Annotated in this window: 17 protein-coding genes; 14 read left to right on the forward strand and 3 right to left on the reverse strand. The window is 54.5% G+C overall.

Going from position 1 to position 22,488, the window contains the following annotated elements; translation table 11 throughout:
• Window positions 1–7: 7 nt before the first annotated feature.
• From LMED105_RS16220 to LMED105_RS06470, 3 genes are all read left to right on the forward strand, one after another.
• Complete coding sequence (locus tag LMED105_RS16220; protein ID WP_008249494.1) at window positions 8–712, forward strand: hypothetical protein; 705 nt, start codon at window positions 8–10, stop codon at window positions 710–712.
• A gap of 156 nt (window positions 713–868) precedes the next feature.
• A complete protein-coding gene (locus tag LMED105_RS06465; protein ID WP_008249495.1) occupies window positions 869–5,593 on the forward strand; it encodes a glutamate synthase-related protein in 4,725 nt (1,574 codons plus the stop codon).
• Window positions 5,594–5,622: 29 nt separating this feature from the next.
• Entirely contained in the window at window positions 5,623–7,110 is a 1,488-nt protein-coding gene (locus LMED105_RS06470) for a glutamate synthase subunit beta (RefSeq protein ID WP_008249496.1), read from the forward strand.
• A 113-nt stretch (window positions 7,111–7,223) separates the two neighbouring features.
• On the opposite strand, the gene LMED105_RS06475 is transcribed toward LMED105_RS06470, so the two are convergent.
• Both LMED105_RS06475 and uvrA read right to left on the reverse strand, forming a co-directional pair.
• A complete protein-coding gene (locus tag LMED105_RS06475) occupies window positions 7,224–8,120 on the reverse strand; it encodes a mechanosensitive ion channel family protein (RefSeq protein WP_008249497.1) in 897 nt (298 codons plus the stop codon).
• Between the two features lie 60 nt (window positions 8,121–8,180).
• Window positions 8,181–11,075, reverse strand: coding sequence for an excinuclease ABC subunit UvrA (gene uvrA / locus LMED105_RS06480; protein WP_008249499.1), 2,895 nt, complete (start codon window positions 11,073–11,075; stop codon window positions 8,181–8,183).
• A 102-nt stretch (window positions 11,076–11,177) separates the two neighbouring features.
• Here uvrA and LMED105_RS06485 point away from each other — a divergent pair, with 102 nt between their 5' ends.
• The 4 genes from LMED105_RS06485 to LMED105_RS06500 all read left to right on the forward strand — a co-directional run bounded on the left by LMED105_RS06485 (window position 11,178) and on the right by LMED105_RS06500 (window position 14,285).
• Window positions 11,178–12,452, forward strand: a complete 1,275-nt coding sequence (locus LMED105_RS06485) for an MFS transporter (RefSeq protein WP_008249502.1) — start codon at window positions 11,178–11,180, stop codon at window positions 12,450–12,452.
• A gap of 60 nt (window positions 12,453–12,512) precedes the next feature.
• Window positions 12,513–13,022 (forward strand): single-stranded DNA-binding protein, encoded by a 510-nt coding sequence (gene ssb, locus LMED105_RS06490; protein ID WP_008249503.1) that lies wholly within the window; start codon window positions 12,513–12,515, stop codon window positions 13,020–13,022.
• 98 nt (window positions 13,023–13,120) lie between these two features.
• Window positions 13,121–13,780: a fumarylacetoacetate hydrolase family protein gene (locus tag LMED105_RS06495; protein WP_008249504.1), complete on the forward strand. Its 660-nt coding sequence runs from the start codon at window positions 13,121–13,123 to the stop codon at window positions 13,778–13,780.
• Between the two features lie 4 nt (window positions 13,781–13,784).
• Complete coding sequence (locus LMED105_RS06500) at window positions 13,785–14,285, forward strand: DUF411 domain-containing protein (protein WP_198006806.1); 501 nt, start codon at window positions 13,785–13,787, stop codon at window positions 14,283–14,285.
• 26 nt (window positions 14,286–14,311) lie between these two features.
• Here the strand turns inward: LMED105_RS06500 and LMED105_RS06505 are convergent, their stop codons facing one another.
• Window positions 14,312–15,343: an AraC family transcriptional regulator gene (locus LMED105_RS06505; protein WP_008249506.1), complete on the reverse strand. Its 1,032-nt coding sequence runs from the start codon at window positions 15,341–15,343 to the stop codon at window positions 14,312–14,314.
• A gap of 115 nt (window positions 15,344–15,458) precedes the next feature.
• Here LMED105_RS06505 and LMED105_RS06510 point away from each other — a divergent pair, with 115 nt between their 5' ends.
• The 7 genes from LMED105_RS06510 to LMED105_RS06540 all read left to right on the forward strand — a co-directional run bounded on the left by LMED105_RS06510 (window position 15,459) and on the right by LMED105_RS06540 (window position 22,472).
• Window positions 15,459–16,580 (forward strand): fatty acid desaturase, encoded by a 1,122-nt coding sequence (locus tag LMED105_RS06510; protein WP_008249507.1) that lies wholly within the window; start codon window positions 15,459–15,461, stop codon window positions 16,578–16,580.
• Window positions 16,581–16,801: 221 nt separating this feature from the next.
• Window positions 16,802–17,107, forward strand: coding sequence for an FmdB family zinc ribbon protein (locus LMED105_RS06515; protein ID WP_040512680.1), 306 nt, complete (start codon window positions 16,802–16,804; stop codon window positions 17,105–17,107).
• Window positions 17,097–17,798: a DUF502 domain-containing protein gene (locus tag LMED105_RS06520; RefSeq protein WP_008249509.1), complete on the forward strand. Its 702-nt coding sequence runs from the start codon at window positions 17,097–17,099 to the stop codon at window positions 17,796–17,798. Before LMED105_RS06515 ends, LMED105_RS06520 begins: the two co-directional genes overlap by 11 nt.
• On the forward strand, window positions 17,795–19,600 hold the full coding sequence (gene aspS / locus LMED105_RS06525; RefSeq protein ID WP_008249510.1) for an aspartate--tRNA ligase: 1,806 nt from the start codon (window positions 17,795–17,797) through the stop codon (window positions 19,598–19,600). Before LMED105_RS06520 ends, aspS begins: the two co-directional genes overlap by 4 nt.
• 20 nt (window positions 19,601–19,620) lie before the next feature.
• Window positions 19,621–20,130: a dihydroneopterin triphosphate diphosphatase gene (gene nudB / locus LMED105_RS06530; RefSeq protein WP_040512684.1), complete on the forward strand. Its 510-nt coding sequence runs from the start codon at window positions 19,621–19,623 to the stop codon at window positions 20,128–20,130.
• A gap of 204 nt (window positions 20,131–20,334) precedes the next feature.
• Window positions 20,335–21,129, forward strand: a complete 795-nt coding sequence (locus LMED105_RS06535) for an endonuclease/exonuclease/phosphatase family protein (protein ID WP_008249514.1) — start codon at window positions 20,335–20,337, stop codon at window positions 21,127–21,129.
• Window positions 21,120–22,472, forward strand: a complete 1,353-nt coding sequence (locus tag LMED105_RS06540; RefSeq protein WP_008249515.1) for a phosphatidylserine/phosphatidylglycerophosphate/cardiolipin synthase family protein — start codon at window positions 21,120–21,122, stop codon at window positions 22,470–22,472. Before LMED105_RS06535 ends, LMED105_RS06540 begins: the two co-directional genes overlap by 10 nt.
• Window positions 22,473–22,488: the final 16 nt, after the last annotated feature.

The raw sequence follows: 22,488 nt of genomic DNA on the forward strand, positions 1-22,488 counted from the left end.
GCGCCCCATGGCTCGCCAAGCCCGCCTGTTCATACCTGAATGCCCAATGGTGCTCGAACTGCAGGGCATTGCTGGGCAAGAAGTATTCAAAACCCGTGAAGCTTTTTCCCTGTTTCACGCCCAGTTGCCCCAGAGCGCATCCGAAGAAGATGTCGCAATTCATGCCTATTGCCTGGTGCCCCATGGCGCACTGCTGATGATTTCGACTCTGCTGGCGGGGCAGGTGGGGCGTTTTGTACAAAACCTTAACCGGCATTTTTCACCCGCTGTTCGGCAGGTTCAAATGGTGCATTCCAGTTCGCTGTGGGAGCCTCGGTTCAAGTCCACGGTGGTTCAGCCCGGTTTGCGAAGCCTGAAAGCCTGCCTGTTTGTTGAAGAATTCGCTGCGCGCGCCACAGGGGCGCCTGATCTGGCCACCTACCCATGGAGTAGTTTTGCTGCCCACGCCGGTGTAGTGAATGAGGCCTGGTTGGTGGATTTGCCCATTTACTGGCAATTGGGCAACACACCGTTCGAGCGCCAAAGCCGCTACAGGCAGTTCAGTGAACAAGGCCTGGGCGAGCACGACAGTGCAGCGCTTTCAGAATGCTTGCGCAAGGGGTGGCTTTGGAGTGATGATGCTTTTTGCACGCAAATTCAAGAGCTTGCGAATCGACCGGTTCGCCCCAGGCCGCGCGGACGTCCAACAATAAAGAACCAAAGCACCGACTAGGTGCAAAAAATACATCGGTTTATTTCGTGTGTCCCTATTTAATATCCCCTTGTTTTGGTGGGGTGATTTAAATAGGGTCAGACCCCTTTTATTTTCCTTGAGAATCTTGCCGCGCTGCAGTAAAGTGACCAACGTACTGAAATCAGGGGCTTTTCCATGCAACAAGACATTAGAAAGATTGCCGAAGAAAAAGGCATGTACTCCGCCAGCAACGAACACGACGCCTGTGGCGTTGGCTTTGTGGCGCACATCAAAGGCAAGCGCACCCACGAGATTATCGAGGGTGGCCTGAAAATTCTGGAAAACCTGGACCACCGCGGTGCCGTGGGTGCCGACCCATTGATGGGCGACGGCGCTGGTATCCTGATTCAAATTCCCGATGCTTTCTTCCGTGAAGAAATGGCCAAGCAGGGCGTTACCTTGCCACCCGCCGGTGAATACGGTGTCGGCATGTTGTTCTTGCCCAAAGAAACCGCATCGCGCATTGCCTGCGAGCAGGAAATTGAGCGTGCCGTGAAAGCCGAAGGCCAGGTGCTGTTGGGTTGGCGCGATGTGCCGGTGAATGCCGACATGCCCATGAGCCCCACCGTGCGCTTGAAAGAGCCCGTGATTCGCCAGGTGTTTGTCGGCCGTGGCCGCGACATCATGGTGACTGATGCTCTGGAACGCAAACTGTACGTGATCCGCAAGCGCGCCGTGCACGCCATCAAGAACCTGAACCTGGCGCACGGCACTGAATACTTCAGCCCCTCCATGAGCGCCCGTACCATTGTGTACAAGGGCTTGTTGCTGGCCAACCAGGTTGGCGAGTATTACCTCGACCTGAAAGACACACGTTGCGTGTCTGCACTGGCACTGGTTCACCAGCGCTTCTCCACCAACACCTTCCCCGAGTGGCCGCTGGCCCACCCGTATCGCATGTTGGCCCACAACGGTGAAATCAACACCGTGAAAGGCAACTTCAACTGGATGCGCGCTCGCGAAGGCGTCATGAAAAGCGCCGTGTTGGGCGACGATCTGCAAAAGCTGTACCCCTTGATTTTCGAAGGTCAGTCTGACACCGCCTGTTTCGACAACTGTCTGGAACTGTTGGTGATGGCCGGCTACCCGATTGCCCAAGCCATGATGATGATGGTGCCGGAAGCCTGGGAACAGCACACCCTGATGGACGACAACCGTCGTGCCTTCTATGAATACCACGCCGCCATGATGGAACCCTGGGACGGCCCCGCCGCCATGGCCTTCACCGATGGCAAACAGATTGGCGCTACGCTTGACCGCAACGGCTTGCGCCCTGCGCGTTACATCGTGACCGAAGACGATCTGGTCGTGATGGCTTCTGAATCTGGCACATTGCCAATTCCAGAAAGCAAGATCGTGAAGAAGTGGCGCCTGCAGCCCGGCAAGATGTTCCTGATCGACATGGAAGCCGGCCGCATTATTAATGACGATGAGTTGAAAAACCAGCTGAGCGCCGCCAAGCCTTACAAGCAGTGGATTGACACCATCCGCGTAAAGCTGGATGAAGTGGAAGGACAGCCTGAGCCGATTGAGCCCAATGAAACATTGCTGGATCGCCAGCAAGCCTTTGGTTACACCCAGGAAGACCTGAAATTCCTGATGGCCCCCATGTTGCAAAATGGCGAAGAGGCCACGGGTTCCATGGGCAACGACAGCCCGTTGGCCGTGATGTCCAACAAGCTGAAACCGCTGTACAACTACTTCAAGCAGTTGTTCGCACAGGTGACCAACCCACCGATCGACCCGATTCGTGAAAACCTGGTGATGAGCTTGAACAGCTTCATCGGCCCCAAGCCCAACCTGCTGGACTTGAACAACATTAACCCGCCCATGCGCCTTGAAGTGTCACAGCCCGTGCTGACTTCAAAAGACATGGCGAAGATTCGCAACATTGAAGCCTTCACTGGTGGCAAATTCACCAGCCATGAACTGAATATTTGCTATCCCGTCGCTTGGGGCAAGGAAGGCATTGAAGCGCGTATCGCTTCCCTGTGTGCCGAAGCCCGCGATGCCGTGAAACAGGGTGTGAACATTCTGATCATCACCGATCGCATGATGAGCCGTGACAACGTGGCTATTCCTGCATTGTTGGCTGTGTCTGCCATTCACCAGCATTTGGTGAAAGTGGGCTTGCGCACTTCGACTGGCTTGGTGGTTGAAACTGGTTCTGCCCGTGAAACCCACCACTTTGCCTTGTTGGCTGGTTACGGTGCGGAAGCGGTGCACCCTTACTTGGCCATGGAAACCATTGCCGACATGAGCAAAGGCTTGCCAGGTGACCTGAGCCCGGAAAAAGCGGTGTACAACTACATCAAGGCGGTGGGCAAGGGCCTGATGAAAGTCATGTCCAAGATGGGCATTTCGACTTACATGAGCTACACCGGCGCGCAAATTTTCGAAGCCGTTGGTTTGAACCAGGCCTTTGTAGATGCCTACTTTGCAGGCACCCCCACCAAGGTGGAAGGCATTGGTGTGTTCGAAGTGGCCGAGGAAGCCATTCGTGTACACCAGGCTGCATTCAGCCCCGACCCCGTGTTGGCTGGCGCATTGGATGCCGGTGGCGAGTACGCTTGGCGCACCCGTGGTGAAGAACACATGTGGACTCCGGATGCGATTGCAAAATTGCAGCACGCCACACGTTCAGGCACTTACAACACCTACAAGGAATACGCGCAGATCATCAACGATCAAAGCAAGCGCCACATGACTTTGCGTGGATTGTTCGAGTTCAAGATCGACCCATCCAAAGCCATTCCAATTGAAGAAGTGGAAGCCGCTGAAGAAATCGTGAAGCGCTTTGCAACCGGTGCCATGTCGCTGGGTTCAATCTCAACCGAGGCACACTCCACATTGGCCGTTGCAATGAACCGCATTGGCGGCAAGAGCAACACCGGTGAAGGTGGTGAAGACGAAAAGCGTTACAGCACTGAATTGCGTGCCGGCTTGGACAAGTTTGGCCCAGGCACCGGTCCCATTGGCGAAGGCGCTACCCTGAAGAGCGAACTGGGCGATGTGGTGGTTGCAGACTTCCCCTTGAAGAAAGGCGATTCACTGCGCTCACGCATCAAGCAGGTGGCTTCTGGCCGCTTTGGTGTAACCGCTGAATATCTTACTTCCGCTGATCAAATCCAGATCAAGATGGCGCAAGGTGCCAAGCCTGGTGAGGGTGGTCAGTTGCCCGGTGGCAAGGTGTCTGAGTACATCGGCAAGCTGCGTTACTCCGTGCCTGGCGTGGGTCTGATTTCCCCACCCCCGCACCACGACATTTACTCCATTGAAGATTTGGCCCAGCTTATTCACGACCTGAAAAACGTGAACGCACAGGCCTCCATTTCCGTGAAGCTGGTGTCTGAAGTCGGCGTAGGCACGATTGCAGCAGGTGTATCCAAGGCCAAGGCCGATCACCTGGTGATCGCCGGTCAAGACGGCGGTACTGGTGCATCGCCAGTTTCATCCATCAAGCATGCCGGTACCAACTGGGAACTGGGCTTGGCTGAAACACAGCAAACTTTGGTGTTGAACGGTTTGCGTGGTCGTATCCGTGTGCAGGTCGATGGTCAAATGAAAACAGGCCGCGACGTGGTGATTGGTGCCATGCTGGGTGCAGATGAATTCGGTTTTGCAACTGCACCGTTGGTGGTTGAAGGCTGCATCATGATGCGCAAGTGTCACTTGAACACTTGCCCCGTGGGCGTTGCCACACAAAACCCTGAACTTCGCAAGAAGTTCACCGGCAAGCCAGAGCACGTGGTGAACTACTTCTTCTTCGTGGCCAATGAAGTGCGCGAAATCATGGCGCAGTTGGGCATTCGCAAGTTTGACGACCTGATTGGTCGCGCGAACCTGCTGGACATGAAAAAAGGCATTACTCACTGGAAAGCCAAGGGCCTGGACTTCAGCCGTTTGCTGTGGGTACCGGAAGGCACCACAGAGCCGCTGTTGCACACTGGCAGCCAGGACCACGGACTGGACAAGGCGCTGGATCAGAAACTGATTCAACTGGCCAAGCCAGCCCTGGACAAAGGCGAGCGTGTTTCTTTCATCACACCGATCAAGAACGTGAACCGCACTGCGGGTGCCATGTTGTCTGGCGAGGTGGCCAAGAAGTACGGTCACGCAGGCTTGCCAGACGACACCATCCACATTCAGTTCACCGGCACTGCGGGTCAATCCTTCGGCGCCTTCCTGGCCCACGGTGTAACCGCGGACCTGGTGGGTGAGGGCAACGACTACGTGGGCAAGGGCTTGAGTGGCGGTCGAATCATTGTTCGCCCCACCAACGACTTCCGTGGTTTGTCTGAAGAAAACATGATTGTGGGCAACACGGTGTTGTACGGCGCAATCGCTGGTGAAGCATTCCTGAGCGGTGTGGCTGGCGAACGTTTCGCAGTTCGCAATTCAGGCGCGGCCGCTGTGATTGAAGGCACTGGTGACCACGGTTGCGAATACATGACTGGCGGTACTGTGGTTGTGCTGGGTGAAACCGGCCGCAACTTTGCAGCGGGCATGAGCGGCGGTATGGCGTACGTGTACGACATCGACGGCCTGTTTGCCAAGCGTTGCAACATGGCGCAGGTTGAGCTGGAAGAAGTGGTGCCTGCAACCGAACAGGAAGCTTTGGGCAACCGCGAAATTTGGCACAGCCCCGCACGTGGTGCGGACCGTCAGCCCGATGAAGTGATCTTGAAGAGCCTGGTCGAACGCCATGCCCGTTACACCGGCAGCGAACGTGCCAAGGAAATTCTTGAAAACTGGGGCACTGAGCGCAAAAAGTTCGTGAAAGTATTCCCGACAGAATACCGCCGCGCCTTGAAAGAACTGTATGTGGCAGCGCAGGAAAAACCTGTCGTGGCTGCTTGAGAACCAACCTGTTAGTGAGGATTTGAAAAATGGGAAAGGTCACAGGATTTATGGAGTTTGAGCGTTTGAAGGAAGCCAGCGAGGCTCCCGAAAAGCGCGTCAAGCACTACAAAGAATTTGTTATTACGCTGAACGACGACGAAGCCAAAATTCAGGGTGCACGTTGCATGGACTGCGGTATTCCGTTTTGTAACAACGGCTGCCCGGTCAACAACATCATCCCCGACTTCAATGATCTGGTTTACAAGCAAGACTGGAAGGCGGCTTTGCACACCCTGCACAGCACCAACAACTTCCCGGAATTTACGGGCCGCATTTGCCCGGCTCCATGTGAAGCGGCTTGCACACTGGGTATTCACGAAGAACCCGTAGGCATCAAGAGTATTGAGCACGCAATCATCGACAAAGGCTGGGAAAACAACTGGGTAGTGCCCCAGGTGCCCGCCCAGAAAACCGGCAAGAAAGTGGCTGTGGTGGGTTCAGGCCCCGCAGGCATGGCCGCTGCACAGCAGCTGGCGCGTGTGGGTCACGATGTTACCGTGTTTGAAAAGAACGACCGCATTGGTGGTTTGCTGCGTTACGGCATCCCCGACTTCAAGATGGAGAAATTCCACATTGATCGTCGCGTCGAGCAAATGCAGGCCGAAGGTGTCACCTTCAAAACCGGCGTGTTCGTGGGCGAAAAATTGGCCGAGGGTGGCATCACCAACTTGGCCAAGGAAACCGTTACACCGAAAGAATTGATGGCACAGTTTGACGCCGTTATTTTGACAGGTGGTTCAGAAGTACCGCGCGACTTGCCAATTCCTGGCCGCCAATTGAAAGGCGTTCACTTTGCAATGGAATTCTTGCCACTGCAAAACCGTGTGAATGCGGGTGACAAGTTGAAAGACCAAATCATGGCCACGAAGAAAAGCGTGCTCGTGATTGGTGGTGGTGACACCGGCTCCGATTGCGTGGGTACATCCAACCGCCACGGTGCCAAGCAGGTGACGCAAATTGAATTGATGCCCCAGCCGCCCGAAGAAGAAAACAAGCCTTTGGTTTGGCCCTACTGGCCCATGAAAATGCGCACTTCTTCTTCACACGAAGAAGGCGTGGCACGTGACTGGGCAGTGACCACCAAAGAATTCATCGACGATGGCAAAGGCAATGTCAAAGCGGCCAAGTGCGCCAAAGTTGAATGGGTAAAAGACGAAGCCACCGGCCAGATGAAGATGCAGGAAATTGCAGGTTCAGAGTTTATGGTTGATGCTGACCTGGTGTTGTTTGCCATGGGCTTTACCAACCCTGCGAAAAGTATTCTTGACGCCTTTGGTGTTGACAAAGACAACCGCGGAAACGCCAAAGCCACCACCGATGGTGAAGGCTGCTACCGCACCAATGTGGACAAGGTATTTGCTGCGGGCGACATGCGCCGTGGTCAGTCTTTGGTGGTGTGGGCGATTCGTGAAGGTCGCCAGGCAGCGCGTGAGGTGGACGAGTTCTTGATGGGCGCTACAGTGTTGCCGCGTTAATTTGCTGCAGGCTGTGTGCCAATGAAAAGCCGCTGGTTTCGACCAGCGGCTTTCTTGTTGTGCATCGGTGGGTTGTGTCGACGCAGCACATAAACCTCACCTTGCTCTGAAACTCAGCTCGAGGAAATCTGCGCTGGCAGTTCCATCGCGCTTCCTGTGCTCGGGCACATGGTGACGTGCGGGAATGGAATCTCGATACCCACATTGTCAAACGCCGCTTTAATGCGCTTGTTGTACTCACGGCGCACGCCCCATTGCTCGCCGGGAAGCGTTTTAAAACGCACGCGAATAATCACGGCTGAATCGGCAAGTTCCTGCACACCAAAGGTTGACATGGGTTCGGTAATTTTCGGCCCCCAGTCTTTGTCCTCAGTCAATTCTGTGCCCACTTTTTGCATCACTTGAATTGCAGCATCCACTTCTTCTTTGTAGGCAATGCCGACATCAACAACTGCATACGCGAATTCCATGGTGGAGTTTGTCACTGAATCAATCTGACCGTTCGGAACAAAATGCACATTGCCGTGTGCGTCACGCAAACGCACATATCGCAGGGTTACATTTTCGACCGTGCCGCTTTTGCCACCCACTTCAATGAAGTCACCTGCGCGAATCTGGTTTTCGATCAGGAGCACAATGCCAGTGAAGTAATCTTTCACCAAACTTTGCGCACCGAAACCAACTGCCAAGCCCACTACACCGGCTGCAGCCAGAACGGGCGCGATTGAAATGCCAATAGTGCCCAGTGCGATGAGTGCACCGAGCAGCAAAACCACCACATTGGCTACATACTTCAAAACACGTGTAAGTGTCTCAACGCGTTTTTGATCGTCCAGTGTTGAGCCACGTTGTTGCATGCGCTTGCCCACTCGTTCTATGGCTGCCTTCACAAGGCGAAGCACAACAAGGGCAACGATGATGACCACAACAAACTTGGTCGCTTGTAGTCCGAGATCCAGCAGTTTGGCTGGTTCGATGTATTTGAATAGGGTTTCGAGTTGTTCGTTCATGGTGCTCCCACTGCTTGAAAGAACTCCCTATTGTACATGACTTGTTTTTGCGCCTATTTTTCAGGCGCTCCGGGTGGTTTTCCGCGTGGGCTTGGTGGGCTCTGCTTCATCGTTGTAAAAGCGTGCCAAAAACTTTCCGGTGTGGCTGTTTGCATTTTTCGCAATGTCCATGGGCGTGCCTTCGGCAATCAGCATGCCGCCGTTGTCGCCGCCTTCGGGGCCCATGTCGAGAACCCAATCGGCACATTTGATCACATCCAGGTTGTGTTCAATCACCAGTACGGTGTTGCCCTGCTCAACCAGCGGATTCAATACTTTCAGCAACATGGCAATGTCATGAAAGTGCAGGCCGGTGGTGGGCTCATCAAGGATGTAAAGTGTTTTACCAGTGTCGCGTTTTGAAAGCTCAAGCGACAACTTCACACGCTGTGCTTCGCCACCAGAAAGTGTGGTGGCTGATTGGCCCAAGCGAATGTAACCCAAGCCCACATCGATCAGGGTTTGCAGTTTGCGTGCAATATTGGGCACCGCTGAAAACACTTCCAGCGCTTGCTCAACCGTTAATTCCAACACCTCGGCAATGCTTTTTCCGCGATACAAAATCTCGAGTGTTTCGCGGTTGTAGCGTTTGCCGTGGCACACATCGCAGGGCACATACAGGTCGGGCAGAAAGTGCATTTCTACTTTCACCACGCCGTCGCCCTGGCAGGCTTCGCAGCGCCCGCCTTTCACGTTGAATGAAAAGCGGCCCACATCGTAACCGCGCTCACGCGAGGCGGGCACACCGGCAAACAATTCACGAATGGGAGTAAACAAACCCGTGTAGGTTGCGGGGTTGCTGCGCGGGGTGCGGCCAATCGGGCTTTGGTCGACCGCAATCACTTTGTCAAAATGCTCAAGCCCGCTGATGTGGCTGTGTGGCGCGCCTTCTTTGTGTGCGCGGTTCAACTGGTGCGCAGCTTCGGCCAGCAGGGTGTCGTTGATCAAGGTTGATTTGCCTGAACCTGAAACACCGGTCACGCAAACAAACAAACCCACTGGAATGTTGGCAGTGACATTTTTCAGATTGTTGCCGGTGGCACCGTGAACCGTCAGCATGCGTGCTGGGTCGGGTTTGCGCATTGGGCTTAGGCGTTCAATTTTTCGCTTGCCATTCAGGTACTGGCCGGTCAGCGATTCCGGGCTGGCCAGAATTTCAGCGGGTGTGCCTTGTGCAACCACCTGGCCCCCATGTTCGCCTGCACCTGGGCCCATGTCGACCACGTAGTCGGCGCATCGAATGGCGTCTTCATCGTGTTCAACCACCAACACCGTGTTGCCCAAATTCTTCAGGCGCAACAGGGTTTGTATCAAGCGGTCATTGTCGCGCTGGTGCAAACCAATCGAGGGCTCATCCAGCACATACATCACCCCGGTTAATCCGGAACCGATCTGGCTGGCCAGGCGAATACGTTGGCTTTCACCGCCGCTCAGTGTATCGGCGCTGCGGTTCAGCGTTAAATAATTCAGGCCCACGTCATTCAAGAACTGCAAACGTGCCTTGATTTCCACCACGATTTTTTCTGCAATTTGCCCTTTCGCGCCCTGCATATGCATGGCTTCAAAATAGCTCAATGCTTTGTGAATGGGCAGCTCTGTGACCTGGTGCAAGGCCTTGCGGTGCTCGTGTTCGCCAATGAACACATGGCGAGCCCCCGTTTTCAGGCGTGAGCCTTGGCAGGCCTGGCAACTGCGCACGGCCATCAGCTTGCCGAGTTCATCGCGTACCGCAGAAGAATCGGTGTCGCGGTGGCGGCGCGTGAGGTTGGGCAAAATGCCCTCAAAAGCGTGGGTTTTGGCCACAGGTTTGCTGCGTTCGCTTAGGTAAGTAAACGTGATTTGTTCGCTGCCTGAACCATACAACACCACTTGTTGCACGTCTTCTGGCAATTCATTCCAGGCTGATTCCGGGTCAAAGCCATAGTGTGCAGCCAGGCTTTGAATCATTTGATAGTACAAGGCGTTGCGGCGGTCCCAGCCGCTGATTGCGCCTGCAGCCAGCGAAATATCGGGGTGGGCCACCACGCGTAAGGGGTCGAAAAATGTTTCATGGCCCAAGCCATCGCACACCGGGCAGGCGCCTGCCGGGTTGTTGAACGAGAACAAACGGGGTTCAAGTTCTGTCAGGCTGTAATCACAAACCGGGCAGGCAAATTTGCTGGAAAACACGGTTTCAGTGTCCGTGTCCAGGTTCACGGCAATGGCCTTGCCATCGCTCAAGCGAAGTGCGGTTTCGAAGCTTTCTGCCAGGCGCTGGCGGGCATCCACGCGCACCTTCAAACGGTCAACCACCACGTCCAGGTTGTGCTTGTGGTGTTTGTCCAGCGGTGGCAGTTTGTCCAGTTCCAGAATTTCCGGCGCATCTTGCGGGCCTTTTTTCAGGCGAATGCGCACAAAGCCTTGCGCGCGCAGGTCGTTGAGCAAGTCGACATGCTCGCCTTTTCGCTGGTTCAGCACAGGCGCAAGAATCATGATGCGCGCCTCTTCAGGCCACCCCAGTACGGTGTCCACCATTTCCGACACCGTTTGCACACTCAGTTCCATGTCGTGCTCGGGGCAGCGTGGCGTGCCGGCACGGGCAAACAACAGGCGCAGGTAGTCGTGAATTTCAGTCACCGTGCCCACGGTAGAGCGTGGGTTGTGGCTGGTGGCTTTTTGTTCAATTGAAATGGCGGGGGACAGCCCCTCGATCAAATCAACATCGGGCTTTTCCATCAATTGCAGGAACTGGCGTGCGTAGGCCGACAAACTTTCGACATAGCGGCGTTGGCCCTCGGCATACAAAGTGTCGAAAGCCAGGCTGGATTTGCCCGAGCCAGATAGTCCGGTCAGCACCACAAGCGAATCGCGGGGCAGATCGAGCGAAATGTTTTTCAGGTTGTGGGTTCTAGCGCCACGAATGCGAATGGAGTTCATGCGGTACAACAAATGGAATCAGCGGCCAACCTGATACTATAGACGGTTTCCCGGAACAAGACATCTGCAAGGGTTGTTCAAGCCCTTGAATTTCAATCACACATGAGCCGCAAGACCGTGAGCCATACCGCAGCACCCGATGCTTTCAAAATGCTACCCACCGAGCGCAAGGCCGCTGGGTGGCTGGCCAGCATTTACGCGCTGCGCATGTTTGGCATGTTCATGATCCTGCCGGTGTTTTCCCTTCATGCCGCCGGTATGCCAGGTGGGGACAACTTGAGCCTGGTGGGCCTGGCCATGGGAATTTACGGCCTTGCGCAGGCCTGCATGCAAATTCCGCTGGGGTGGGCTTCCGACAAACTGGGCAGAAAGCCGATCATTATTGGCGGCCTGTTGCTGTTTGCTGCCGGTTGCTGGTTGGGCTATGTGGCCGAAACGGTTGAGCAGTTGGTGTGGGCGCGTGCCTTGCAGGGCGCTGGTGCCATTTCAGCGGCCTTGTCGGCTTTGCTGGCCGATGTAACCCGGGATGAAGTGCGCTCCAAAGGCATGGCCATGATTGGAGCGTCGATTGGCGTTACCTTTGCCTTGTCGCTTGTGTTTTCGCCGGTGCTGTACAAGTTTTTTGGTCTAAGCGGGCTGTTTGCCATGACTGGCGTGCTGAGCATTCTGGGCATCGGGGTGGTGATTTGCTTGTTGCCGACACCGAATTTGGCTGATCAGGAAGCCAAGCTCAAAGGCAGTTTTGCCGACGGTTGGGCGGTGCTGACCCAACCCGACCTGCTGCGCCTGAATCTGGGTATTTTTACGCTGCATTTAACGCAGATGTCTCTTTTCGTGGTGGTGCCTAGCCTTCTGCTCAGTGGCCTTGAATTGCCACTGGCCGAGCACTGGAAGGTGTACTTGCCAGTGGTGTTGGGCTCGTTCGTGCTGATGGTGCCGCTGATGGTGTGGGCTGAGAAAAAAGCCAAGACCAAGCAGGTGAAGTTGGGCTCGATTGCTCTGATGGGTGCGGTGCTTTTGGGCTTCGTGTTGTTTTCAGATCAAGGCTGGGCGCTGGTCGTACTGCTGCTTGCCTACTTTGTGGGCTTTAATTTACTCGAGGCTACCCTTCCCTCGTGGGTGTCACGAGTGGCACCCCTCAGTCACCGGGGTTTGGCTTTGGGTGTATATAATACTTCTCAAGCGTTGGGGCTTTTTGCCGGTGGCGCACTGGGTGGTTTGGCGTTCCGCCACCTCGGCGCGCAGGGTGTGTTTGAGGGTGTGTTGTTGCTGGTGGTGGTGTGGTTTTTGTTGGCCATGGGCATCAAGGCTTTGCCACCACGTGCCGCAAGCGCCGCATCTGTCAGCGACCCAGCAGGCAGTTCGGTGGTCAGCTAGCTAGCCCCACTTCCATTCATTTCAAGACTCATTTCGAGAATTCAAGGAGCATTTCATTCCATGGCCTCAGTAAACAAGGTAATTCTGGTTGGTAATTTGGGCAAAGACCCCGACGTGCGCTACCTGCCCGATGGTGGCGCAGTGGTGAATCTGGCCCTGGCCACCTCCAGCAGCTGGAAAGACAAGAACACGGGTGAAAAGCGCGAAGAAACTGAATGGCACCGGGTTGTCATTTACGGCCGCCTGGCTGAAATTGCAGGTGAGTACTGCAAGAAGGGCCGTTCTGTTTACATCGAAGGCCGTTTGAAAACACGCAAGTGGCAAGACCAGTCGGGTGTGGACAAATACACCACTGAAATTATTGCTGATCAAATGCAATTGCTGGGTGGTCGTGAAAGCGGTGGCGGTGGTTCATCCATGGGTGGCGGCGATGACTTTGACCAGTCACCTGCGCCTAGCCGCAGTTCAGGCGGCAATTCGGGTGGCAGCAGCATGCGTTCGTCGGCCCCCGCGCCCCAGCGCTCGGCTCCACAAAGCGTTGCTGATCTGGATGACGACATCCCGTTCTGATTGGCCTTTCGAGGCAACCTCTGAAAGCCTGTGCGCCAATTGGTCACGGGCTTTTTTTGTGTGTCAAATCTAGTCAGTAAATTTTTAAAGGACCTGCCATGCCTCACATCGCCTTACATGCCGAACAAACCAGAGCAGTTCAGGTGCGCAATATTTTTTGCATTGGCCGAAATTATGCAGCGCACATTGCCGAGCTGGGCAACCGCCCCGAAGAAGATCCAGTGGTGTTTATCAAGCCCACATCGGCTTTGCACCCGCCGGGAACTCCGATTGCGTTGCCTGCACATTCCAGCGATGTTCACTACGAGGCCGAACTGGTTTTGCTGGTCGGGCAGGGCGGGAAAAACATTGCCGAGGACCAGGCGCTGAAGCACATTGCCGGGTACGGGCTGGGGCTTGATTTAACTGCCCGCGACTTGCAAACCAAAGCCAAACAGGGTGGCTTGCCCTGGGCTGTGGCCAAGGGTTTTGATTGTGCTGCCACAGTGACCCAGTTTGTCCCTGCAGACAAAATTGAACAACCGCACAACATTGAATTTCAAATGCATTTGAATGGGCAAATTCGCCAGCATGGCGATGTCCGGAAAATGCTGTTTCCAATTCCGTTCATCGTGCGTTATTTAAGCGAGGTGTTTACCTTGCAGGAAGGTGACCTGATATTCACCGGAACTCCCGAGGGGGTTGGGGCTCTAAAAAATGGCGATCAGGTTCGTTTGGTTCTTCCCGGCCTGATCGATACTGAATTCAAAGTGAGTTGATTCAATGAAAACTTTTAGAACGAATTATTGGCTGGGAGCCATGCTGTTGGCCTGTTCAGGCTTGATTGCGGCATGCAGCGACAAGCCGGCCGAGGTGGCCCAGCAAGGTGACAATTTTGTCGAGGTGTGGAAAACACCCACTTGCGGTTGTTGCTCGGAGTGGGTTGAGCACCTGGAAGACAACGGTTTCACCGTGAAAGTGAATGATGTCAGCAACACAGACAGCTTCCGGGCGGCCTTGGGTATGCCGCAGCAATATGGCAGTTGCCACAGTGCCAAAATTGCAGGCTATGCGATTGAGGGGCATGTGCCCGCGGATGACATCAAGAAGTTGTTGGCCGAGAAGCCCGCTGATGTGGTGGGTTTGTCTGTGCCTGCCATGCCTATGGGTTCGCCTGGCATGGAGCACCCGGATTTTCCGGAAAAACGGGCTGAATACGATGTGTTGCTCGTGAACAAGAGTGGTTCCTACACTTCTTACACGCACTACGACGCAATCAATTAAGGTACGCGCGCCGTCTGTGAAAAACCCTAGCCCCCGCGTATGTCGCTGGGGCTTTTTCCAAACCAGCGCTTGCAGGCCCGGCTGAAGGCCGATGCGTCAGAGAAACCCAGGTCGAGTGCAATTGCGGTGAGTGAATCCTGACTTTGCTTGAGGCGACGCGTGGCCTCGCTTTGCCTGATTTCGTCCACAATGCTTGCCAGGTTGGTGCCTTCGTCAGCCAGTTTGCGTTGCAGGTTTCGGGCACTCATGTTCATGTAGGCGGCAGCTTCTTCAATGCTGGGAGCGCCTTGTGTCAAATGGTTGACCACCCAGGTACGTACTTTTTTACTCACGCTGCTTGCTGGCTTTAACCTTTCAATGGCAGCCTGGCTTGCTTGGTCCAGGTGCTCGGCGATCAGCGGGTTGGCGCCTTTCAACCGAGTGCGCACCATGGAAAGTTCGTAAACAATTCGCATGGTGTTGCAGCCAAATTCCAGCGGGGCTGCAAAGCTTTTCTCGAAAAAGTCCAAATTGTTGGCCTGTGGGGCAGGGCGGCTTAGCTCGACCCGTTGTGGCACCAGGCTGGGGTCGCCCAAGCCTTTGCCTGCATTGGCCAGCAAACACAAAAATCCGTCGGTCGACTGGTGGGCAGGGTGTGCGCCCTCCCTTAATTTCAACTCAACAATAAATTCATCGTGAGTACTCAAAAGCTCAATCTCGCTGGCGTCGGTCACAAGGTCCACGAACCGGCGCATGCGGCCAAAAGCCTGTTCCAGGGTTTCGCTGGCCATGACACTTAAGCCCACAGCATGAAAGGTGGCCGGTGTGATGTGCCGAATGGCCTTGATACCCAGGGTTTCGTCGCCAGTGGCAGCCACTGCTTTTTGCCACAGCAGGGTTGTTTGGGGTACGGGGTAGCGCGCTTCAGGTGCGTCCAGCAGGGCAAAGTCCAGCCCGGCCTCGTTGAACAAGGCGCGTGCATCACAGCCTTGGTGTTCAAGTTCGCGGGCAAGGCCACGCATCCAACTGGCCAGGGCCGTTGGGGTGTTGCTGGTAGGGTTGGACGCTTTGTTGTTCATTGCTTCTTTATTTTGGCGCCGAAGGTCATGGGCTTGTCGTCTCGGAACAAGCTTTACTGGTGAACTCCAAGCATACTTCAATCACCAAAAGCCAAAAACATAAAGAGGCAACAGTATGTCAAGTTTGAGTGAAAAACTGATGGGGCAAGCGGCAAAAGCCGATGGCGCGTCACGTATCAAGCAGAACAATATCAATGCGCTGGATCAGAAACGCATTGCAACCATTAAAAGCGCTGTGCTCGCCGAAGGCGATCGCATTCGCGCCAAGTACCCGATTTTGAAGCACCAAGACCTGATCGGTATGGCCATTCTGCTGTTTTCCATGGCAGGCGCAGTACTGACCGGTTGGGCTTACGTGGAAGGTGTGCTGGCCTGGTATGTAACCATCCCTGTGATCGCCATTTTCCTGAGCTTCACGCATGAACTGGAACATGACCTGATCCATTACATGTATTTCCGTAAAAACAAGTTCATGCACAACCTGATGATGGCCCTGGTGTGGATTTGCCGCCCCAGCACCATCAATCCCTGGGCGCGCCGCCACTTGCATTTGCATCACCACAAGCATTCCGGCACCGAAACTGACCTGGAAGAGCGCGCCATTACCAACGGCGAGCGGTTTACTCCACTGCGCTTGCTGATGATGTTTGATCTGGAATTGAGCGTGGTGTTGCGTGTGTTCAGGATTCCAAAGAATCGTCGTCTTAAAATGCTGATGATGGGCGCTGCTGGTAACTTCCCATTGGCTTCAGCGTTCTACATTGGCTGGCATGCTTATGTGGCGTACTGGGCAGTGGAAGCAGCCGCCTGGGCTGTCGGTTACAGCGTGCCATGGCCCGCCTTTGTGACCCCCGAACTGGTTGCAACTGCCAATACCGTCGCCGTGCTGATTTTCGCACCCAACTTGTTGCGTTCGTTCAGCATCAACTTCATCAGCTCGAACATGCACTACTTTGGCGACATCGAAGACGGCAACTTCGTGCAGCAGTGTCAGGTGCTGAACAGCAAGTGGTTCATCATTCCGCACCTGTTCTGTTTCAACTTTGGCTCAACCCACGGCATTCATCATTTCGTAGTTCGTGATCCGTTCTACATTCGCCAGATGACCGCCAAGAAGGCACACGAAGTGATGCGTGAAAACGGCGTTCGATTCAATGATCTGGGCACTTTCAAGCGTGCCAACCGCTGGTCAGCCAGCGAGCAAGGTCAACAAGAGGCAGGATACCAGGCCGCTTAAGAGTCTGTTGATCCAAAACCGCTCTTTGCTAGAGAGAGGGCGGCGTAGTTCTAGTGTCATTGGCTGAATTCTGAATGGGGCAGCCTACTCCGTCGACACGAAGGGCGCTTTTCGAAAGGAAAGCGCTCTTTTTTTGTCTTTGAAATTCAGGATGTTGGAGTTCTTCAGCCTTCCATCTTATAATGGGGAGTTTTTCGTTTGTATTTGCAGGTGTAGCGGAAATGCCAATTTATGCGTATCGATGTGAAGCGTGTGGCTTCGAAAAAGACGTGTTGCAAAAACTGAGCGATGCCCCTTTGACCCAGTGTCCAAGTTGTGGGCAGCCCAGCTTTGCAAAGCAGGTAACTGCGGCGGGTTTCCAATTGAAAGGCTCGGGTTGGTATGTGACCGATTTCCGGGGTGGCAGCAGTGCGTCGTCGGCTGCTGGTTCGACCGCTGGGCCGACTGCGGCCCCCACTGCGGCATCCAGTGAGGCGCCAAGCGCAAGCTCATCTTCAGCCACGGCGCCGAGTACCGATGCCAGCTAAGTCCACAGCCAAGTCGTCGGCCAAGTTGCCTGAACGGGTCTTGAACTCGGACATCATCAAGAAATACCTGCTGACAGGTTTGTTGATCTGGGTACCCTTGGGCATCACCTTGTGGGTGTTGGCTTTGGTAGTGGGTTTGATGGATCAAACCCTAATGCTGCTGCCCGATGCGCTGCACCCCCGTGTATGGCTGGGAGTTCATATTCCCGGGCTGGGTGTTATTTTGACCCTGGCAGTGTTGTTGGGCACGGGTGTGCTGGCGGCCAATTACTTCGGGGCCTGGTTATTCAAGGCAGGTGACTGGGTGTTGTCGCGCATCCCTTTGTTCAAAATTGTGTACAACAGCGTGAAGCAGGTGTCCGATACGCTGTTAAGCTCATCCGGAAAAGCGTTTACTCGCTCGGTGCTGGTGCCTTATCCACATCCCGGGGTGTGGGCTTTGGGTTTTGTGACCGGGACACCGCCCCCCAGCCTGCTGGAAAACCTGAATGATCAGGGGCCGCTGGTGTCGGTTTATGTGCCTACCTCGCCTAGCCCGGCTTCGGGATACGTGATTATGGTTCCCGAAAAATTATTGCGTCCGTCCGGTTTGTCTGTGGACGAGGCCTTGAAGTACATTGTGTCCTTGGGGGTGGTAACGCCCTCTGATGACGTGTTGGATCAACCCATTAAACAAGACTTACATTCATGAAAATGCGTACTGACTATTGTGGCAATGTGTCACAGGCCTACCTGGGCCAAACCATTGCCCTGTGTGGCTGGGTACAACGTCGCCGTGACCACGGTGGTGTTATTTTTATCGACCTTCGCGACCGCGAGGGTTTGGTGCAGGTGGTGTGCGACCCCGACCTGGCCGATGTATTTTCCACTGCCGAAACGTTGCGCAATGAGTTTTGCGTGCGGGTAGAGGGCCTGGTGCGGGCTCGCCCCGAAGGCACCGAAAACAGCAACCTGAAAAGCGGTGCTGTAGAAGTGTTGTGCAAGGGCCTTGAAATTCTGAACGCCTCCGTAACACCTCCGTTCCAGCTGGACGACGAAAATTTGTCTGAGACCACACGCCTGACTCACCGTGTACTCGATTTGCGTCGCCCGCAAATGCAGAAAAACCTGATGTTGCGTTACAAAGTGGCCATGGCCATTCGTAACCACCTGGACGCACAGGGTTTTGTGGACATTGAAACCCCCATGCTGACCAAGAGCACACCTGAAGGTGCGCGCGATTACCTGGTGCCCTCCCGTGTGCATGCCGGCGAGTTTTTTGCCTTGCCGCAGTCACCTCAACTGTTCAAGCAAATGCTGATGGTGGCCGGTTACGACCGTTATTACCAAATCACCAAGTGTTTCCGCGACGAAGACTTGCGCGCCGATCGTCAGCCTGAATTCACCCAGGTGGACATTGAAACCTCATTCCTCGGTGAGCAGGAAATTCGTGACCTGTTCGAGGACATGATCCGCAAGGTGTTCAAGCAAACCATGGATGTGGAATTGCAGAACCCCTTCCCTGTAATGCCTTACAGCGAGGCCATGGCGCGTTTTGGTTCAGACAAACCCGACCTGCGCGTGAAAATGGAATTCACCGAACTGACCGACATCATGAAAGATGTGGATTTCAAGGTGTTCTCTGGCCCAGCCAATATGGACAATGGCCGAGTGGTGGCACTGCGTGTGCCCGGCGGTGCTGAAATTCCGCGTTCGGAAATTGACAACTACACCAAGTTTGTCGGCATTTATGGTGCCAAAGGCCTGGCCTGGATCAAGGTCAACGAGCTGGCCAAGGGCCGTGACGGTTTGCAGTCACCCATCGTGAAAAACATTCACGATACCGCCCTGAATGAACTGCTCAAGCGCAGCGGTGCAGCCGATGGCGATATTCTGTTCTTCGGTGCCGACAAGGCCAAAGTGGTAAACGACGCCATGGGCGCGTTGCGCTTGAAGATTGGTCACAGCGAATTTGGCCAGAAAGCCGGTTTGGTGCAAGGCAAGTGGGAACCGCTGTGGGTGATCGACTTCCCGATGTTTGAACTGGACGAGGAAGCCGGTCGCTGGGTGGCTTGTCACCACCCCTTCACCAGCCCCAAAGACGGCCACGAAGACTACCTGACCACCGACCCCGGCAAGTGCATTGCCAAGGCCTACGACATGGTGCTCAACGGTTGGGAACTGGGCGGTGGCTCGGTGCGTATTCACAAGGAAAAAGTACAAAGCAAGGTGTTCCGTGCCTTGAACATTTCTGAAGAAGAAGCGGCTGCCAAGTTTGGTTTCTTGTTGGATGCCTTGCAGTATGGCGCACCACCCCACGGTGGTTTGGCTTTTGGTCTGGATCGCATTGTGACCATGATGAGTGGTGCCGAGAGTATTCGTGATGTAATTGCTTTCCCGAAAACACAGCGTGCGCAGTGCTTGTTGACCCAAGCGCCAAGCCCTGTAGACGAAAAGCAGTTGCGTGAATTGCATATTCGTTTGCGTCAGACCGAACCCAAAAACGTCGTTTGACCACCCAGGGCAGCGCAGTTTTGAGCGGTCATAAAATCCCCGTATCGGTGCTGGTCGTGATGGTCAGCCCGGCCGGGGATTTTTTATTGATTGAACGGGCAGACAAAGCCGGTTATTGGCAATCGGTGACTGGAAGCCTTGATTTTCCGGATGAATTGCCATTGCATGCGGCGGTGCGTGAGCTGGCCGAAGAAACGGGGTTTGCAGCCACACCTGTGCATTCTCCTACTGTGCTGGATGCCAAACCTGATGAATTGCTGCAACCCGGTGTACTCAGGCCGTGGCCACACAGTTTGCAGTACGAAATTTTCGAACATTGGCGTCATCGCTACCCGCAAGGCGTTACCCACAACACGGAGCATTGGTTCCTGGCTTGTGTGCCAGCGGGGTTTGTTCCCCAACTGGCTGCCGATGAACATGTTGGGTATGCCTGGATGAATGCGCAAGAGGCAGCAGACCGCTGTTTTTCACCCAACAATGCACAAGCCATTCTTGAGTTGAACTTAAAGCTTCAGGCCGGGCTGGCTTGAAAATACAAAGGGGCCGCAAAGGGCCCCTTTTTTCATATACGGTATATAGCTGCTGCTGGAAACGGTTTTAAACTGCTTTAGAAAGTTCAATATTTACAACTTGAGTATAGGGGTAACCCTAATTGGGGGGCAATACCCAGTGTTTGTGACATGACTTGAATTGACTTGGTAAATTACCGAACTATTTTCTAGGTATTGCATGTAATGCGACTTCGAATTGCGACCTACAACATTCACAAGGGGGTGATGGGCCTGCGCAAGCCCGCCCTTACTATTCATGCCCTGCGCGAACAAATCCACGCCATGAATGCGGACCTGGTATTTTTACAGGAGGTGCAGGGTCGGCACGACCGCCATGCCGGAAAGTTTGAACACTGGCCAGAAGGTGGGCAACACGAGTTTTTGGCCCAGTCTCCCTCTGCGATTGACGACCTGTTGGGCCATGCCAGCCAACAGTACTTTACAGCCTACGGCATGAATGCGGTGTACTCACACGGGCACCATGGCAATGCTTTGTTGTCACGCTATGAAATTGAATGGATGCTGAATCAGGATGTTTCAGACCATCGGCTTGAACAACGGGGTTTATTGCATTGCTGCGTGAAAACGCCTGCGGGTCCCATTCATGCCATGGTGGCGCATTTTGGTTTGCTCTACCGCAGCCGTGTGCGGCAGGCCAGCAAACTGATTGAGCATGTGGGTACGCATGTACCTGCCGGCATGCCCTTGGTGGTTGCGGGCGATTTCAACGACTGGCAGCGCCGCTTGGGGCCAATTTTGCAGCAAGGCTTGAAGGCTGAGGAAGTCATGCCCTTGGACAAGAAAAATCGCCTGGCCCGTGTGGGTAGCTTTCCAAGCAGGTTTCCAGTGCTGGGGCTTGACCGCGTATTTGCACGTGGTTTTAAGGTTCATGAGGCCACGGTGCTTCATGGGCCTGCTTGGGCCAAGCTGTCCGACCATGCGCCATTCGTGGTCGACCTGGAGTGTGCATGGTGTTGAACCTGTTGCCAGCGGCTGCACCTGAGCGGGAGGGCAATGCAGTTGAGTTGCTGGTGGGTGGGGAGCAGCTGTTTCCCCGCGCAATGGACGCCATTGAGCAAGCGCGGCAGGCCGTGCGCATCGAAACCTATATTTTTGCAAATGACTCCATTGGCGAGGCTTTCTGTGAGGCCATGTGTCGAGCTGCGGCACGCGGTGTCGAAGTTCGTTTGGTGCTGGATGGTTTCGGTGGCCAGGAGGGCGTACGTACCTGGGTGCCTACTCTGCAGCAGCATGGCGTGCATGTGCGGGTATTTCGGCCCGAAGGCGTATTGTTCAAGCTCAACCCGAAACGGCTTCGCCGAATGCACCGGAAAATAATTGCGGTTGACAACGAAATTGCCTTTGTGGGCGGCATTAACCTGATTGATGACCTTAACCATGAAGGTGAACGCGATGAGCTGCTGAAAGCCACAGAGCGGGCACAACAGAAGCGGGAGCCTATATGGGGTGCTTCAGGTGGCATGCGTGAACAGGCCATGGTGGTGAACACCGATTTGTTGGATCAAAAAACATTGGGGCCACGCTACGACTTTGCCGTGCAGTTGCAAGGTCCTGTGGTGCAGGATGTGTGGCACAACATGGAGTGGTTGTGGTTACAAATTGGCCCTGGTGGTCGGGTGACCGACACTTTTAGTTCGGGTTGGTGGAAGGAAAGGGTTGAACAGTTGCAAGACGCCATGGTTCGCCAGCGCTCAACACCCAAAACAAAACCGATGGGCAAGGTGAAAGCCCAACTGGCGGTGCGTGACAACTTCCGTTTGCGCAGGCGTATTGAACGCGCTTACGTGCAGGCCATTGGCAATGCGCAACGTTCGATCATTCTGAGCAATGCCTATTTTTTGCCGGGCCGTAAAATACGCAAAGCCTTGTTGGCAGCGCGTGGTCGCGGTGTGCATGTTCAGTTGTTGTTGCAAGGGCGAGTGGAGTATCGCTTTCAGCATTACGCCACCCAAAGTCTGTATTCCAGTTTGTTGGCGTCCGGTGTCGATATTTACGAATACTTGCCCGGGTTTTTGCATGCCAAAGTGGCGGTGGTGGATTCAAACTGGGCCACTGTGGGTTCGTCCAACCTGGATCCCCTGAGTTGTCTGTTTGCCCGTGAAGCGAATGTGATTGTTTATAACCGCGAGTTCGCAGTTGCGCTTCGGGAAGAACTATTAAAATCCATTCAGAAAGACAGCCGCGAAATTCAGGCCCATGAACACGCACAGCGACCTTTGAAAGAAAGGGTATTCAGTTGGCTGTGTTATAAATTAATGCTGTTGGCTGTTTTTGTGGGTGGTTTTGGCAGCCGGTATTAGTGCCTGTTTTTGAAGG

The organism is Limnobacter sp. MED105 (assembly GCF_000170915.1).
In the GTDB taxonomy this organism is placed as follows: domain Bacteria; phylum Pseudomonadota; class Gammaproteobacteria; order Burkholderiales; family Burkholderiaceae_B; genus Limnobacter.